This window comes from Aliiroseovarius sp. YM-037 (genome assembly GCF_048060095.1).
Taxonomy (GTDB): Bacteria; Pseudomonadota; Alphaproteobacteria; order Rhodobacterales; family Rhodobacteraceae; genus JBLUOA01.
This window is the reverse complement of the sequence record NZ_JBLUOA010000001.1, coordinates 2,062,878-2,079,120: the sequence shown is the minus strand read 5'-3', so window position 1 is coordinate 2,079,120 and position 16,243 is coordinate 2,062,878. Positions and strand designations below refer to the sequence as shown.

Here is a 16,243-nt window from a genome sequence, read left to right as displayed (position 1 = left end):
GAATAACCGGGTGATTTTTGCAAAACAGGCATTGCTTGGCGAAGTTTGGGCAGAAGACGTCCGGCTGACCGTTCAGGATGGGATGATTGCTTCGGTCGATGTGGGGGCGAAGCCCTCGGCGGGCGACGCCCGCGTTGACACTTTGCTGCCTGCGCTTGGGAACCTGCACAGCCACAGTTTTCAGCGGGCGATGGCGGGTATGACCGAGTATCGAAAAGCCGGGCGGGATAGTTTCTGGACCTGGCGCGACCTGATGTATCGCTTCATGGATCGCCTGACACCGCCGCAGATTGAGGCGATTGCGGCCCTCGTTTTCATGGAGATGCAGGAGGCGGGTTATGCCGCCGTCGGTGAATTCCACTACGTGCACCATCAAAAGGGCGGCGCGCGGTATGGCGATATCGCTGAGTTGTCACACCGCATCTTCGCCGCTGCATCGCAAACCGGCATCGGCCTGACACATCTTCCGGTGCTTTATACCTATGGCGGGGCCGGGCAGGTGGCGCTGTCCGAAGGGCAATTGCGCTTTGGCAATAGCGTTGATGAGTTTCTGGCGTTGGTCGATTCCGCAGGCGCTGGGCTGGGGGATCTACCAAGCGACACACAGATCGGTATCGCGCCGCATTCGCTGCGCGCGACCTCCCCGGACGACCTGCAAGCCGTTTTGGCGGGCCACGATAGCGGGCCGATCCACATCCACATCGCAGAGCAGCCAAAGGAAGTGGTCGATATCGAAGCATGGCTTGGCGCGCGGCCCGTCGATTGGCTGCTGAATAATGCGTCCATCAACCGGGATTGGTGCCTGATCCACGCGACCCACATCACGGACGGCGAAACGCAAGCGATGGCCGAGTCGGGTGCCGTTGCGGGCCTTTGCCCGATCACAGAGGCGAATTTGGGCGACGGTCCGTTCAATGGCCCGACCTATCTGGGGGCCGGTGGGGCGTTCGGAGTCGGGTCTGACTCCAACGTGAATATCTCTCTCACCGAAGAACTGCGCACGCTTGAGTATTCGCAGCGTCTCCGGGATCTGGCGCGGAACGTGATGGTCGCGGGTGAGGGATCGGTCGGCCACACGCTTTACACTGGAGCGGCGCTGGGCGGGGCGCAGGCGCTGGGTCGGAACGCGGGAGAGATTGCGGCGGGCCGTCTGGCCGATCTGGTTGCCATCGACAGCAGCGACCCAAGCCTTTGCGCCCTGGCGCCGGATCAAATCCTTGACGGGCTTGTCTTCACGGCCAAGGACAATGTCGTCACCGACGTATGGTCTGCCGGGCGCCATATGGTGAAGGGCGGGCGGCACGTCGCGCGGGACAGCATTGTCGGCACCTATCGCGGTGCCATCGCTGACCTGTTGGAGTCTATCTAGCCACGCCGCATCATCGCGTTCAGCGCGGGGTAGTCGATCTTTGATCGGTGGCGACGGTCAAGCGGGATTTCACTGACGACCCGGACATCATCCAACCCCAAAGCTACGGTCTTGCGGGCGCAGTCGGTTTCGTTGATCCCCGCGCCTTCGATCACCAAAACCAAGCGATCATCACCCGACCAAAGTGCGGCGCGGGTGACACCGGGCCAGCTTTGTGCTGCGACCTCAACCGGGAAGGGGTGGATGCGGTGGCCGTTCTTCGTCGCCACCGCGGACAGCCGACCGAGCAGCCAAAGCCGCCCTTCATCATCCAACCGGCCCGCGTCGCCGGTGCGGTGCCAGATCGTGTCGCCCTCGCGAAGCTTCGTGCTGCGGTCATCGGCGGGGTTGAGGTAGCCATTATTCACATGCGCACCCGCGACCTGAATCTCTTCGTCAACGATGCGCAGGCGGATGTCGGGGACGGGCTTGCCAGCCAGCAACCCTCCGCCCGTTGCCATCGTGTTGTGGTCAGCAGGGAACAGGTCCGCCCAGTCGAGTTCGGCAATCGGCTCCGCCTCGGTCGAGCCATAGACGGAAACGACGCGCAATCGCGGCTGGTTGCTTTTCAACCGTTCAACCAAGCCCGGAAAGACCGGACCACCGCCGGTAAAGATCGTGTGGACGCTGTCAGGCAGGTCGAACCGTGACAGCGTTTCGCAAAGCGCCGGGGGCAGCAGCAAGCGGGTCGCCTTGTTCGCGTCGATCCAACGTGCAAGCGCATCGCCAGTAACATCATCCTGCTGACCCGCCCGCCAGTTCGGGAGCACCGATGTGCGCCCCGCCGCGAGGTTGAGCAGGACAAAGACCGGAAAGGCGACCAGATCGACATCATCCTTGTCGGTCGTCAGCAACGGATCGACCGCCGCCTTCTGCGCCATGAGGAAACCGTGACCGCGCAAGATTGCCTTTGGCGCACCGGTAGAGCCTGAGGTGAAAGAAATCAGCGCCGGATCATCGTCAGTCAGGGGGGCAGGAGCGTGGGCGTCGGTGTCGGACGCCCTTGGGGCCAGCGTCTTGCAGCGCCAGAGTTGCGGCAGGATCAACCGCAGCCAGCGGTATCGGCCGCTGCCGAAAAACGCGCGGGGCTGGGTGGTTTTGACCGCGTGGCGAAAGCCGCGCAGGCCCATTGCCGGTTCGGGAAAAACCACCGTGGCCCCCAATGACCAAGCCGCCGCCAATGCAATGTAAAGATCAATGCCGACGGGCATCGCCACGATAATCCGATCCCCGCGCGAGATGCCGTTTGCCGCACACCGCGCAGCAAAGCCCATTGCGCGGGTGTGGAGGTCTTGAAAACTGATTTCTCCGCCTGGCTCAACCAAAGCGGTGCGCGACCCGAACCGATCAGCTGCCTCGGCAAAGACGGAAACGAGGTCAGCCATCGATTCGTAGGCCCATCAGATCATAGCGGCGGAAGACGGTCGCTCCGTGCATCCGGCTGCGTTCGGCGGAGTCGTTGTCATCGTGGATCAGCGCATGGATCGCGGTTTTGAAGCCAAGGTCATGTGCTGCCTGATGAAACGCCTTGCTCAGCGCGCGTCCGGCACCCGGTTGAAGGCTCGCGTAGGTCTTGAGGATAACGCTTTCGGGCGCTTGGCCTTCCTGAAAATTCGGGATGCCGAATAGGAAGCCGACCAACTCCCCCGTCGCGCTGTCTCGCGCCAGAAGGATCAGTTCTTTCCGAAGAAGCGGGACGAACGGCATATACATTTCCAGAAACACTTCGCGGCTGATCGGGGTGTAGAACGCGTTGTCAGAGAACGCTTTTATCGAAAGATCGTAAACATTTGAAAAGTGTTCTTCGGGTTTTGTTCCATCCCACGTCGTGACCTCAATCCGGTCGTCCGCCTGCGGTAATGTGGCAAGCGTGTCCGCCACCGACGCGCTGGCTGAGAAATAGCGGCCAATCGTATCGAACCCGGCCTGCTTGAATGCCTCGGCGTCATGTGAATTTGACGTTGGCTCCATCAAAAACGGGGATCTGCCGTCGCTTTCCGACACCAGCCGATAGCTGTTCCACGTGTTGCCGTTCATCGGGCCGATCACGGCGCTGAACCCTTCAGTCGCGACGGTTTCCGTTATCTGCCGAAGCAGGGCCGCGCCGGTTTCTGCGTCTTCGCAACGGAAATCCCCGATGCTGGCCGTCTTCATGCCGTCCCAACGCGGGGCATCGCGGTAGATCGCGGCGCGGGCCCCGTCGGATTTGATGACGTCCTTGGTCATAAAATGCCCCTTTGTGCGACGAACAGGAAGTAGAGCAAAGCGGGCGGAAGCGCGCCAAGTGCCGTCACGGTCGCACTGCGGGCCGTGGCAAACAGCGCCGGACGCGCGGCGGCGAAGCCCGCGCTGGCGGCGACGCAAAGGGCGGCGATCAGGCCAAGGTTCGGATGCCAATGCGCCTTGACCGGGTTGGATTGCACCACGGCCCACCACAAGGCGTAGAACAGAACCGCCGCGATGCAGGCGGTCAAGGCTCTGATCCAGGGCGCATGGTCAGCCGCCCAGAGCGTCGCGAACCCCGTGGCTGTCGCCGCAGTGGCAAGCGCAAAGAAGTTGAGCGCATTGGCCCCGACCGCTTCGCCCGCCGCTAGAAATCCGAAGCTGACAAGCGCAAGCGCTGCGACGATATCAAGATCGGGGAATTTTTCGGCCGAGGGGACGGCCATGCGCGCGCCTGCATGTGTTGCAAGCATCAACACGGGGAGCAGGGCGTTCTGGACCGTGGTCACGGACAGCAGCATGAACGCCGCGATCACGTAGACGCGGGCGGCGTGCGTCGACAGGCCCAAACGCGGCGCAATGGCCAGAAAGCCGATCATTGCGGACAGGAACAGCCCCATGCGGATCGTCACGTCGACGGGCGACGCGTTGATCGTCGTGGCAAGGAAAACCAGAACGCCCATCGGCAGGAACAGGTTGTCAAACCCGCGCCAACTGTCGGCCTCAACCAAAGTCGCAAATCCTGCAATAACAACAGCTAAGACAACGACATTGATCCGAGGAACATTGCTGAGCAGCAAAAGGCAAACCATCGCAAGAACGAGCGTCACGAGAAAGAACGCCGTGCTGCCCTCAACGCTTTTCAGCCCGTCTTCGACTTTGAAGAACCGTCTTCCGTAGGTGCTACCGGCCAAGGCGGCGGCGGCATCGCCAAGCGTCAGAACGGCGAGCGGCAGGACATAGAGAACCGGCACCCGATCGGATAACAGAAACACGAGGCCAACCGCGATCACGAGGAGGAATTCACCGTAGGAACGACGCTCAACACTATGAAGAGACGCGCCAAATATCCCGAGGGCAGGCAAGCGCAGCGCGACCATCACAAGCAGCGTCATGCCGAGCAGAAGGTAAACCGGCCAATCGTCCGTGAACAGCCACGGCAGCACCATCGCAAGGCACCCTGCGCCGACATGAACAGTTTTGCGCTGCACCTCAGCCGTCCATTGCCAGCGCGTGCCCACATGGCGCAGCACGGCCATCCCGGCGAGCAGCAGAGCAATTGCGCCGAATGCGACGGCTATTTGCGCGGTCGCGGTCACAGCACCTCCTCAACCACGAAATCGGAGTAGAAAAACGCCATGTCGGCGGCTTTCAAGCGGTCTTCCAGCTTGGTCAGGGTTTCAACCTGATCGGCGAAGGTGTCGGGCCTGCGCCGGGGGGCCATCATGTTCCAATAGACCAGCCGCGTGCCGGGGGCGGCCATATTCAGAAGGCCGCCGTAAGCCTCGGCCATTGCGTCAGGAGACATATATTCAAAGATGTCGGACAGGTTGAAGCCAGCGATACCGGTCTGGTCGAGCGCTTCCATCGGGCCAAGGTGGGTTTCGACGCGATCAAGGCGGTCGCGGATCGTGTCGTAATGTTCGGCCCGCCACGGCAGGGGCAGCGCATCGCCGTGGGTCGTCGTCATGATCCAGTGCAGATAGGGGTTCTGCGACGGGTCCGTCGTGACGCCCGCATGCCGCACCCGGCGCAGCACGTGATCGGCGACGCTGCCATCGACGTGATCGAAGAACGCGGCGTCGCGGCCCATCCGCCCCATGACGAAGCGGGAAAAGAACAGGCGGACCAGCCCACGCCAGCGCCATGTGTTGAACCGGGTGTCGAAGAACTTGGCCCGGTCGGTGGGGTTTCGCGGAGTGAAGATGTCATTGACGGTTCGGCGCGAATGAACAAGAGGCAATAGGTATTTGGAAAATATACGAAAATATTTTTCAAACTTACCAACACCACCAGCGCCACGGGCGATGACTTCGGGTTCCAGCGCCTTCCAAAAAGCGCGAACGTCATCTGTCTGTTCTGCCAACGCTTGGTCCAGTAGCGCGCCGCGTCGGTCGCTTGGTCGGGCGCCCATCAGCTCCAGAAACGCGCCGTGGTCCAGTGCCCGTATCGCGCCGATCCGAAGATGCAGGCAGTTCAATTGCGCAGGCGACAGATCCACCGCGATCACGCGGGCGGGGTCGAGTGTCAGCAAGGCCAGCGCGTTGTCCCCGGCAGAACAGATCGATACCAGCGTGGCACCCGCGACGTCGCCCATTGCCGCCGTCAAAACGTCTGCGTCTTCCCAAAGCTGGGCGTAGCGGATCGCGTCAAACTTCGCGCGGCTGGCGATGGAGGCGTCAGTCATTGCATTTCCTGACCTGTCCGGTGGCCCCGTCAACTTCGATCATATCGCCTGTTTGCAGCCAGCGTGTTGCGTCGCCAATACCAACCACGCAAGGGATGCCAAGTTCGCGGGCCACAATGGCAGAGTGGGAGAGGAGCGAGCCGCGTTCCACCACGATCGCCGACGCGTTGGAAAATACTGCGATCCAGCCCGGGTCGGTATTGCGGGCGACGAGGATATCCCCGGCGGTGAGCGATTCTGTGCGCGGGTCTTGGATCACGCACGCCTTGGCGCGGATGGTTCCGGCGGAACATCCGGTGCCTGTGCGGACCTCTCCGGTCGGTGGGGGCGCGTTTTTGGTGGGCAGCGATTCCGACGCGAGGATAGCCGCGCCGCGAAGGGTGATCCGTTCCGGCGGATCGGGGCGGGGTTCAGCCTCTTCCATCTCGCGCGACCGCAAGGCGACGAGGTCGGAGAGGTTGGCGGACATCCCGGCCCCTTCGATTGCGCCGAGCACCTCTTGCAACGTCAGGTAAAAGATGTCGCGCGGATCGTTCAGGCGACCAAGGGCGTGAAATTCCCGTCCGATGGCTAGGAAAACACGCCGGGCGTGGCCGAAGATGCGGGTGCGTTCAAAACGCAGGTTTTCGCGATCCCTGACCCGCGCCCGCGCCCAGTTGCAAAGCGCTTTGGCCAAGAAACGGCGGATCGGACGGCCCGGAAGCAGGGCGTTCCAATCGGGCTGCGCGCGCTCCTCATGCGGTTTCATTTCGCGTGATGCACCGGCCCGCACCGCCGCGATCAAGGACGATGGATCATCGGTGAGCGGAATACTCTCAAGCTTCAATTCCTGTGTGCAGCGGTCGCCGAATTTCGCGATGTAGGCGTCGAACTCCGCACGAAGGTCGGGGTGGGCTTCAAGCCCGTCGAGGCCGTGCGCCGACAGCGCATCCTCCGCGCCGCTTTCCCTGACCATCGCCGCCATCCGCGCAATCCGTTGCGCGGGTTCTGCCGAGATGATGTTGCCTTGCCCGATCATGATGTCGTTGTGAAAGGCCAACCCCTTATCGCCCGCCCAACGGCCCAGCAGCGCCCGCGATGCGCCAAAGCCGATCATGCACAGGAAGTCATTGACCAGCGGCGCGTCCCATTTATCAAGTAGGTTGCTTTCGATGGTCCGGTATTCCCCGGCCAGGGCGACCAGTCCGGCGTCTGACAGCGATGGGCCGGTCGTCAGCGCGGTTTCCAGTCGCGCCATAAAGCGGCGGCGCGTGCGGGACAGTAGAATGGCTTGGCCGACGAGGCCGCCCGCCACCCGCATCAGCCGTGCGATTTCAACGATCTTGCGCGAGCCTTTCGCGGGCGGTGGGCCGATGCTTTGGGTCAGTTCCTCGGGCAACGGCTCCGACACGCCCATCATGGTTTCCATATAGCCCCGGTTCAGCGAAAAGCCGGGCAGTAAGGCCAATGCACGATACCAGTTACCGAGATTGTAGTAGACCCGCCCATCGATCCGGCAGAGGAGGTTTGCGAAAATCACCGCGTTTTCACTGATCTGGCGATCCGACAGGCCCAGCAGTGATACAAACGCCCGGTAAACACGGTCATAGCTATAACTCGCGAAGGAGTAGGTGAGGGGGCTGACGAGCCCTGGATAGCTTTCGACAATGTTTGAGTTATCGAGCACGACAAGGCCGTCGTCAGCGTTCGGCGCGGGGCGAAGAGGTGTCGTGATCGGGCGCGACTGAAGGATATGGAGCCGGTCGCCATCAAGCGCCCATTCGATGTCTTGCGGGCTGCCAAAGGCGGTTTCCGCCTTGCGGGCGAGGTCTGCGACGCGGCGGGCATCCTTGGCTGTCAGGGCGGCCGGAGTCTCTGGCCCGTCGATCACGTTGCCGCCGGTGGATAGCGTCCAGTCCTCTCCGTCGACTTCGCCGCTCACCAATGCGTCGGCCAGACCGCTGACGGCGGAAACGGTCGTGCGGTCGCGGCGTCCGCTGACCGGATCGGCGGAAAAGGCGACACCCGCGGCGCGGGCCGGGATCATCCGCTGAACAATGACGGCGGGCGCGGTGCCTTCGCCGGTGCCTTTCAGGGCACGGTAGGTTTCAACAGTTTGTGAATGGCCGGAGTCATAGACCTTGCGGGCCTGCCGCGCGATGTCCTTCGCCGCGACGTTCAGGACGGTGTCAAACTGTCCGGCGTGGCTGTGATCCGCGCCGTCCTCATCGCGGCTGGACGACCGGACGGCGAAAGGGCCGGGGCTGAGGGTTTCGACGGCTTTGGCAATCGCGGCGGACAGGTCTTTGGTTTTGGTGCTTTGAAATGACGTTTCCGGAATGACGAAGAAGTCCGGAACGTCAAAGCCCTTCGAAGCCAACCGCGCAAGGTTCGCCGCCTTGCCACCGACAAGCGCCACGTCTGTGGCATCGGTTGATGTGATCGTCAGGTCAGTCATCCGACCCCCGTGAATAGCGGAAGGCAGGCAATGACGCCGTAGCACAGCAGCACCCACAGTCCGGCAGCGTTGTCCACGCGGCTTTGCCATTCGGCAGTCGGGTTGCGGCGGAAGGATGAAGCGACCCAAGCGCAGCCCGCGCAGCCAGCAAGCCCGACAAGCGCAACGACAAGAGGCGCGCCAGCAGCCAAACCGATTGCGATCAGGAAAAATAGCGCAAGCGCGACGACGCAAAGCCAGATCATCGCTGACCGCTCCGCCCCCCACAGCCCCGAATAGCTATCGACGCCTTCACGTTCGGACTCCAGCGCCCAAACCTTGCGCCCGATTTCCAGCACGCAGCCGTTGATGATCGACAGGACAAGGAACAACCACAGTGCTGGGGCCGGGCCGCCCGCTGGCACCCATTCGATTCCGGTCAGCATCAGGTCGATCAGCGGCATGATCGCCATATGGCTGACCAGATAGATCAGTGGCCGCGCCTTCAACCACTTCGCCACACCAAATTCGGCGGTCATCAGGGCAAGCCACGCCCAGACGAGCAGCAGCAGCCAGAACACACCCGCCGCCCAAAGCCACGCAACAAGCGCCGCGACGGGGACCAGCGCCAAGCCGATGCCAAGGATCAGGCGAAGCGAAACCAGCCCGCGCGGGATCGGGCGTTCGGGGCGATACCTCGTGTCATCGTCGTGGTCCTTAAACTCATCCGTCGCACGCATCTGGAAAAAGATGATGAGCGCGAGCAGAAGCCCGACGGCATATGCTCCTATCCCCGGCAACTCGCGCCCGGCGAATACAGCGGAGACATTGATGCTTGCCGCCGCGAAAACGGCAAGCAGCGGCACGGTTCGGATCAAGGGGAACCGTTCGGCCTGATAGGTCCAGAGCCTTTGGCCAACGCTCACGCGCCACGCCTCCGCGCGAGCTTTTCGTGGGCGTTGGTGAAGTGCCCCGCCGACATCGCGGCAACGATTGAGATTTCACCGCACAGGCACAGCGCCGCCGCAACTTCGGCAAGGGCCGCGCCGTTGCCCGGCCCGTCAAGGCCCATAACCCGAAGGCTCGCGGATTGGCTTGGCAACCCGGTGCCGCCGCCGATGGAGCCGACAAGAATGTTGGGCATCGTGACCGAGCAGAACAGATCATCCCCACGGGATTCCATTCGCGTGAACCCTACGGCACTTTCTGCGACACAAGCGGCGTCTTGCCCCGTCGCGATATAAAGCGCCGCCAAGCCATTCGCATAATGCGCCTGCGCGCCAAGTTGCCCGGACAGAAGAGAGCCGAGGTTCGCGACCCGCCCGTAATCCAGCATTTCACGCACATTGGTTTTCAACACGCTTTCAACAACATCTGCGGGCAGAGTGACGGACGCGCTGACCTTCCGGCCGCGTCCGGTCAGTGTGCCAAGCGATGAGGCTTTCTTGTCGCCGGAAAAATTTCCCTCGACATACCATTTTTTGATCGCGACCGGGCAATGCGCCGCCGCGTGTTCGCAAAGCGCATGGGTCGCGATTGTCACCATGTTCTGCCCTGCGGCGTCGCCCGTCGTGTAACGGCAGAGGAGAAAGACAATATTGTTGTCGATCATCGGCTCAAGCGACACGAGCTTGCCATAGCGCGTTGTCGCCTCAGCCGCCGCCTTCAGCGCGTCGATATTGGTAACAACCCAATCGACGAATTGCCCGGCCTGATATAGCCCGTCAAAGATGAATGCGGGGCTGCGCAAAACGCCTTCGTAAAGCACGGCGGTGCTGACGCCGCCCGCCCGCGACGCGGCCAACGCACCACGGGCGTAGGAGGCGACAAGCGCGGCCTCGGTCGTCGCAAGCGGAACGGCGTAGTCGCCGGACGCATTCACCCCATTGATCCGAAGCGGCCCGACAAGGCCGATCGGCATTTTCACGGTGCCGATGAAGGATTCGATATTGGCGGAGTATTTTTCGGCTGTGGCGAGCGTTTCTTCGTCAGCCAGCGCGTTTTGCGTTTCAACATCTGCCGCGAGACGCTTCCAATAGCGCAGCACCGACGCGCGGGTTGCGGACCGGACCGGGCGAAACGGGCTGTGCGTATCGCTGCGCGGTTGCAGTCGCTTTTTGTCGTCCGGCGTGGAAAACTTGCGTTGCACACGCCGCAACATCTCCGTCACATGAAAGGGGATAATCAAATTTGTTTGCCCTGTTGTGGCGCACCGGAAATTGGTCGCCGACAATATGTCTGCTTCCGCCTTCAGGTAATCTACAAGTCGGGCTTTTTTTAGACAAGTTCGTTGAGGGTAAGGTTTTCCCACCGGCGGCGCGACAAAGTTCTGTTGACAGATCGCAGGGTGCGCAGGTTGATAGATCTGCAGAAGTAAGGACCGCGCAATATGCAGATATATTTGAACGACGAACGGCGACTTGACGCCCTGAAGGATCGGCTATCAGACGTGCCGTTTCCTAGCGTTGATGTGCACCGGGTGCGGGCGCTGTTGAATCGCTGTCCGCCGGCAAGGGAAACGCCGCTGGTGGCGTCGGCGGATATCGCTTCCCGCGCCGGGGTCGCGTCGGTCCATGTCAAGGACGAGCGCACCCGCATGGGCCTTGGCAGTTTCAAGGCGCTCGGCGCGGCTTATGTCGTCGCGACGGATGCAGTGAACACCGACGCTGATGATTTGACCAAGGCGCTGTCGGGCACGACCTACGTCACCGCAAGCGCGGGCAATCACGGCATGTCCGTCGCAGCGGGCGCGCGTGCGTTCGGAGCCGATGCGGTGGTCTATATCGCTGAAACCGTGCCGGAAGGTTTCGCCAACCGCTTACGCGACAACGGCGCAACGGTCGTTCGAGAGGGCGAGGATTATGCGGCGAGCATGGCCGCCGCCTTGGCTGCTGCGGACAAAAACGGCTGGCATCTTTTATCCGACAGTTCGTGGGATGGTTATGTTGAGGTGCCGCATCGCCTGATGGAAGGTTATCTGATCCTGATGGAAGAAACCCGGTCCGCACTTTCCGCGCCGCCGACGCACATCTTTCTACAGGCGGGTGTCGGCGGGCTCGCCGGGGCCGCGGCCGCAATGGCGCGCGAATATTGGGGTGCGGACCCGATGATTGTCGTGGTGGAGCCTGAAGTCGCCCCTGCGCTGATAGAATCCGTCCGCGCCGGAAAACCGCTTTATGCCGACGGCCCTACCTCGTCGATGGGGCGGCTTGATTGCAAGGAACCATCGCTGATCGCGCTGAAGGGGCTCGCGCGGGATGCCGATGCCTTCGTGACGATATCCGAGGATGAAGCGGCCCACGCCATGCCGTTGCTTTCTGACGCGGGCCTTGCCACGACACCCTCGGGCGGCGCGGGCCTCGCCGCGCTTTTGTCGGTTGGGGAGCATCGCGAAGCGCTGAAAATCGGGCTGGACAGTCGCATCCTCACTATCCTCAGCGAAGAGCCGGAGTGATGGTATCCTCACCCCGCGGATTTGACGTTTCGGAGTATCAAGGCCGGGTCAACCGTGCCCAGACGCTGATGGGCGAGGTGGGGCTTGATGCGATACTTCTGACCACAGAACCGGATTTTCGCTATTTCACCGGATTCCTTACTCGGTTTTGGGAAAGCCCAACCCGCCCGTGGTTCCTGATTGTCCCGGCGTCCGGTGATCCGGTTTGCATAATCCCGAGCATTGGCGCGGCGTTGATGGCGCAAGCATGGGTTGAGGACGTGCGCACATGGCAATCCCCCGATCTGGTCGATGATGGTGTGTCGCTATTGGCCCAGACCTTGCGCGACGTCGTTGGAGCCTCTGGTCGCGTCGGCTTGCCGTCCGGCTCCGCGACGCATCTGCGGATGCCGCTTGCGGATTACGCGCGGCTGAAAGGCGAACTCGACCCGATCGAGCTTGAAGGCGACGCCGAGATCATGCAGCGCCTGCGGCTCGTCAAATCCGACGCCGAGATCGCCAAGATCCGCAGCGCCTGCCAGATCGCTGACCGCGCCTTCGCCCGCGTTCCTGAGATTGCAGCGGTAGGCCGCCCGCTCGACGACGTGTTCCGCCGGTTCCAGATGCTGTGTCTGGAGGAGGGGGCGGACAACGTCCCATACCTCGCCGGGGCTGCGGGGCAGGGCGGGTATGGCGATGTGATTTCCCCGGCGACGGCCGAACTGCTGATGGTGGGCGACGTGTTGATGCTTGATACCGGCCTTACCCATGATGGATATTTCTGCGATTTCGACAGGAACTTCGCGATTGATACCGTCAGCGCAGAGGCCGCCAGCGCGCACGCGAAATTGATTGATGCGGCCGCCGCCGGGATGGACGCCGCGAAACCCGGCGCAACGGCGGCAGACCTCTTTCGCGCGATGGATCAGATCGTAACCGGCGGCAGCGGCACATCTGCCGTGGGTCGCCTGGGACATGGGCTGGGGATGCAGCTAACCGAATGGCCGTCGCTGATCCCGGAGGATCAGACCGAACTTTGCGACGGCATGGTCCTGACGCTTGAACCGTCGATTGAGGTCGGCGCAGGCCGCATGTTGGTGCACGAAGAAAACATCGTGATCCGCTGCGGTGGCGCTGAATTTCTGTCCACCCCTTCTGGCCCGGCGATGGCGGCGATCGAATGACCGATCTTTCCTTCACCCTCGATACGCTGACGCCGAAACGGCTCGGCCTCGTCGTGCTACAGACCGACGAAACGATCGAACAAGATTTTCGCAGGCTGCTGCCATCTGACGTGAGCCTTCACGTGTCGCGCATCCCCAGCGGAACCGAGGTCACGCGCGCCACGCTCAAGAAGATGGAGGCGCACCTGACAGCATCCGCCAGCCTGTTTCCCCGAGCCGTTGAATTTGATGCGACCGGCTACGCCTGCACTTCTGCCGCGTCGGTCATCGGCCCGGCCCGCGTCGCCGAACTCGTCGCGTCAGGCACAAAGACTAGGGCCGTCACTGATCCCGTCACGTCACTGGTCGCCGCGTGCCGCGCCCTCGGGCTAAGCCGCATCGCCTTGCTGTCACCCTACGTCGCCGAGGTATCAGACCGCTTGCGCCGCGTGCTTGCCGAAAACGGTATCGAAACCCCCGCCTTCGGTTCGTTCAACATCGCCGACGACGCTACCGTCGTGCGGATCTCAGGTGCGTCCATCAAAGACGCGGCCTTAAGGCTCGTCAATCAACAGGAGGTTGATGCGATCTTCTTGTCTTGCACGAATCTCAGAACGCTCGATCTGATCGAGGAGCTGGAAGCCGCGATTGGAAAGCCCGTTCTGTCGAGCAACCAAGTGCTCGCCTGGCATATGTGCGGTCTGGCTGATGCGGGCGATTTACCGGGCTGGGCCGGGGCGTTGGCGGAGGTGACAGTGCGCTGACACAGACACTCGGGGAGCGGGTGTTGCGGCTAGGTTTGTGAATTCCAGAACGACCGAGTAGCCGTGGATTGTACCATTGATATTCAACTTTGAGAAAAGTAAATGGTGGCCGGAATCGGCCCCTGAAGAGCATCCTTCTCTCACACAGCGTTCGGCCAACTTACGGCGGAATGAACTTAATCGATACCGCCGTACACCCGTTCGCCAAGACAGAAGTTGGTGGGTTCAAGGTAGCTTTTGAACGAAATTCGAACGGACGATACGCTCAACCAAACAGCGCAAGGATATCCTTCAACTGATGCACCACCGCCGCTGGCGATGTGCGGGCGCGGATATCGTGCATAACATCCAGTCCACGCACCCATTCGCGGCCGCCAAACATCTCTCGGGCCTTGGCGATACCGTCGCTGATCGCCGCTTCTGAGGTGTTTTCGATCAGAAACGGATAGTCTTCGCCCAAATAGTCAGTGGCATCGTCAACCTGTCGATTGACCAACACGTTTGCGCCGACCGCCGCCGCGTTGAAGCCTTTGGTGAATGGTTTGGCCATTTTGGACTCGACGCCCGGCCGCGCGACTGGCCCTCGGACACCATAGTGCATGGGGCATTGCTGCATTGCCTCAATAGCTGATCCAAAATCCACGTCTTTCCCATAGTCGGGAATAATCACGCCAGATTGTAGTGAGCCAGGCATGATCGTATTCGACAATTTTCCGAAGTAGCCAATATTGAAAGATGTCGGTGCCTTGTCCGCGGCCCTCAGACGAGGGTCGGCGTGATGCGCGAGATGGACGGCTTGGGTGCCACGGGGGTTGTCCGAAAGCGCGGCTAGTCTCGCCGCCAGGATTTTTTCGCCCTTGTAAGACGCTGCGATGTGAACATCGGCGAGGGTCAGCGTCGCCTCTGTGGCCGGAACGTCGAGGTGATCTATGCAGAGGCCACGCACACTCTTGCGCAGAACATCGACAGCCTGCGGAGTGAACGCCGCCAGCGTGTTCTTGAGAAGGATGACGATGGCCCCGTCAAGATTTCGGGCGAACCGTCGCTGACGGACCGCGAACCTTTTTCGAGGTGGGGCCAGAACCTCAAAACTATAGCCGTCCCCGGCATGTTCACGGGCGAGGGCAGCAAGCTGATCGCAGCGCATGATCTTGCCGCCGGAATTTATATGGCCGGGGCGATGTAGGAAAACGACCCGGATCAAGGGCGTCCCAGATTGATTGTGGCCAAAGAGGCGTCCCCGAACTGCCGAACTTAACGAATTAATAACCTAACTCTGAACGCAGTCCAGAAACATTTGTCCGCTGATTCTTGGGACAGCCAGCGCAGCAACACAGTGAGTGCCGCGGGGATAGGTGATTTCGTTTTCGGGGTGCTTGGTAGCGGAGGAGGGACTTGAACCCCCGACACGCGGATTATGATTCCGCTGCTCTAACCACCTGAGCTACTCCGCCAAAAGCGAGGGTCGGAATAGGCGGTGGCGGGCGGGGCGTCAAGTGAGAAATTGGGGTTTGGGGTTGGAATGCTTGCGGTCTGCGTGTTCGACAAATCGGTTCAACGAACTGTGGTTTTTCGGGCAATAACGCTAAAGGTCCGGTCGGCCCGCGGCGGGAGCGGCTGACACCGTGTCACCAACGCTGGAAAAGGTCGCGAAGTGCGCGCACCTGATCGGCGAGGACGGCGATATCCACGCCAACCGCGGTGAACGCCGTGCCCGCGTCGATAAACCGCTTGGCCTCTGCCGGATCAAGCCACAGGATGCCGGACGGCACGTCTAATTCAGCGAGTTTTGCCAGCGCTTTGTCGATCTCTGCCAGAACATCGGGATGGTTGATCTGGCCGGGCAGGCCCATGCTCGCGCTGAGGTCCGCCGGCCCGATGAAAACACCGTCAACGCCGTCGGTCGTGGCGATCTGTTCCAATTCGCCCATTCCAGTGATGGTTTCTACTTGTACGATCAGGCAAAGCTCGTCTTCGGCCTTGGTGAAGTAATCCTCTACCGCGCCGTATCGCGTCGCGCGCGTCGATCCTGCCATGCCGCGAATGCCACGCGGGCTGTAGCGCATCGCGGCGACGGCGGCTTCGGCCTCCTTTGCTGATTGGATGTAGGGCACCAGCAGCGTTTGCGCCCCAAGGTCGAGCAACCGTTTGAAAAGCACCGGATCATTCCCGGCGGGGCGGACGATTGCAGAGACTTCGGGGTATTGTCCGATGGCCTGAAGGGCCGGCAAAACCTCAATCGTTTCAATTGCCGCATGTTCGCAATCGACCAAGACCCAATCGAACCCGGCACCGGCCAGCAGCTCTGGCACTGTGCTGCTGCTGATCGAATTCCAGATCCCCAGCTGATGCTGTCCGGCCTTCAGCGCAGCCTTGAAGCGGTTGGTCGGGTTTTTCATCGGACGATCCCTTCTGCGTCGGTGCCCAGA

At 61.6% G+C, this 16,243-nt stretch carries 13 protein-coding genes and 1 tRNA gene; 4 read left to right on the top strand and 10 right to left on the bottom strand.

Translation table 11 applies throughout. The annotated features are described in order from the left end of the window. Window positions 1-10: 10 nt before the first annotated feature. Entirely contained in the window at window positions 11-1,369 is a 1,359-nt protein-coding gene (locus ACEWPJ_RS10220) for a formimidoylglutamate deiminase (RefSeq protein WP_416512902.1), read from the top strand. On the opposite strand, the gene ACEWPJ_RS10215 is transcribed toward ACEWPJ_RS10220, so the two are convergent. The 7 genes from ACEWPJ_RS10215 to ACEWPJ_RS10185 are packed head-to-tail and all read right to left on the bottom strand — an operon-like array spanning window position 1,366 to window position 10,642. Continuing rightward, window positions 1,366-2,793, bottom strand: a complete 1,428-nt coding sequence (locus ACEWPJ_RS10215) for an AMP-binding protein (RefSeq protein ID WP_416512901.1) — start codon at window positions 2,791-2,793, stop codon at window positions 1,366-1,368. The two genes, ACEWPJ_RS10220 and ACEWPJ_RS10215, sit on opposite strands and share 4 nt — an antisense overlap. Then, entirely contained in the window at window positions 2,786-3,634 is an 849-nt protein-coding gene (locus ACEWPJ_RS10210) for a hypothetical protein (RefSeq protein ID WP_416512900.1), read from the bottom strand. The genes ACEWPJ_RS10215 and ACEWPJ_RS10210 overlap by 8 nt, the downstream gene beginning before the upstream one ends. Beyond that, entirely contained in the window at window positions 3,631-4,950 is a 1,320-nt protein-coding gene (locus ACEWPJ_RS10205) for a diacylglycerol/polyprenol kinase family protein (RefSeq protein WP_416512899.1), read from the bottom strand. Before ACEWPJ_RS10205 ends, ACEWPJ_RS10210 begins: the two co-directional genes overlap by 4 nt. Beyond that, window positions 4,947-6,038: a DUF3419 family protein gene (locus ACEWPJ_RS10200; RefSeq protein ID WP_416512898.1), complete on the bottom strand. Its 1,092-nt coding sequence runs from the start codon at window positions 6,036-6,038 to the stop codon at window positions 4,947-4,949. Before ACEWPJ_RS10200 ends, ACEWPJ_RS10205 begins: the two co-directional genes overlap by 4 nt. Then, window positions 6,031-8,475: a PEP/pyruvate-binding domain-containing protein gene (locus ACEWPJ_RS10195; protein ID WP_416512897.1), complete on the bottom strand. Its 2,445-nt coding sequence runs from the start codon at window positions 8,473-8,475 to the stop codon at window positions 6,031-6,033. Before ACEWPJ_RS10195 ends, ACEWPJ_RS10200 begins: the two co-directional genes overlap by 8 nt. Then, entirely contained in the window at window positions 8,472-9,380 is a 909-nt protein-coding gene (locus ACEWPJ_RS10190; RefSeq protein WP_416512896.1) for a UbiA family prenyltransferase, read from the bottom strand. The genes ACEWPJ_RS10195 and ACEWPJ_RS10190 overlap by 4 nt, the downstream gene beginning before the upstream one ends. Further along, window positions 9,377-10,642: a hydroxymethylglutaryl-CoA reductase gene (locus ACEWPJ_RS10185; RefSeq protein WP_416512895.1), complete on the bottom strand. Its 1,266-nt coding sequence runs from the start codon at window positions 10,640-10,642 to the stop codon at window positions 9,377-9,379. The genes ACEWPJ_RS10190 and ACEWPJ_RS10185 overlap by 4 nt, the downstream gene beginning before the upstream one ends. Before the next feature lie 201 nt (window positions 10,643-10,843). Between ACEWPJ_RS10185 and ACEWPJ_RS10180 the strand changes: the two genes are divergently transcribed. From ACEWPJ_RS10180 to ACEWPJ_RS10170, 3 genes are read left to right on the top strand one after another with little or no spacing between them, the layout of a single operon-like run. Continuing rightward, window positions 10,844-11,908 carry a pyridoxal-phosphate dependent enzyme gene (locus ACEWPJ_RS10180; RefSeq protein WP_416512894.1) on the top strand — a complete coding sequence of 355 codons (1,065 nt, stop codon included), beginning with the start codon at window positions 10,844-10,846 and terminating at the stop codon, window positions 11,906-11,908. Beyond that, window positions 11,908-13,071, top strand: coding sequence for a M24 family metallopeptidase (locus tag ACEWPJ_RS10175; RefSeq protein WP_416512893.1), 1,164 nt, complete (start codon window positions 11,908-11,910; stop codon window positions 13,069-13,071). Before ACEWPJ_RS10180 ends, ACEWPJ_RS10175 begins: the two co-directional genes overlap by 1 nt. Next, window positions 13,068-13,814: an aspartate/glutamate racemase family protein gene (locus ACEWPJ_RS10170; RefSeq protein ID WP_416512892.1), complete on the top strand. Its 747-nt coding sequence runs from the start codon at window positions 13,068-13,070 to the stop codon at window positions 13,812-13,814. Before ACEWPJ_RS10175 ends, ACEWPJ_RS10170 begins: the two co-directional genes overlap by 4 nt. Window positions 13,815-14,079: 265 nt before the next feature. Here ACEWPJ_RS10170 and ACEWPJ_RS10165 read toward each other — a convergent pair whose 3' ends face one another. The 3 genes from ACEWPJ_RS10165 to ACEWPJ_RS10155 all read right to left on the bottom strand — a co-directional run bounded on the left by ACEWPJ_RS10165 (window position 14,080) and on the right by ACEWPJ_RS10155 (window position 16,213). Further along, a complete protein-coding gene (locus ACEWPJ_RS10165; RefSeq protein WP_416512891.1) occupies window positions 14,080-15,018 on the bottom strand; it encodes a hypothetical protein in 939 nt (312 codons plus the stop codon). A gap of 173 nt (window positions 15,019-15,191) precedes the next feature. Beyond that, window positions 15,192-15,268: transfer RNA gene (locus ACEWPJ_RS10160), tRNA-Met, on the bottom strand. A 174-nt stretch (window positions 15,269-15,442) separates the two neighbouring features. Beyond that, window positions 15,443-16,213: an HpcH/HpaI aldolase family protein gene (locus tag ACEWPJ_RS10155; RefSeq protein WP_416512890.1), complete on the bottom strand. Its 771-nt coding sequence runs from the start codon at window positions 16,211-16,213 to the stop codon at window positions 15,443-15,445. Between the last annotated feature and the right edge of the window lie 30 nt (window positions 16,214-16,243).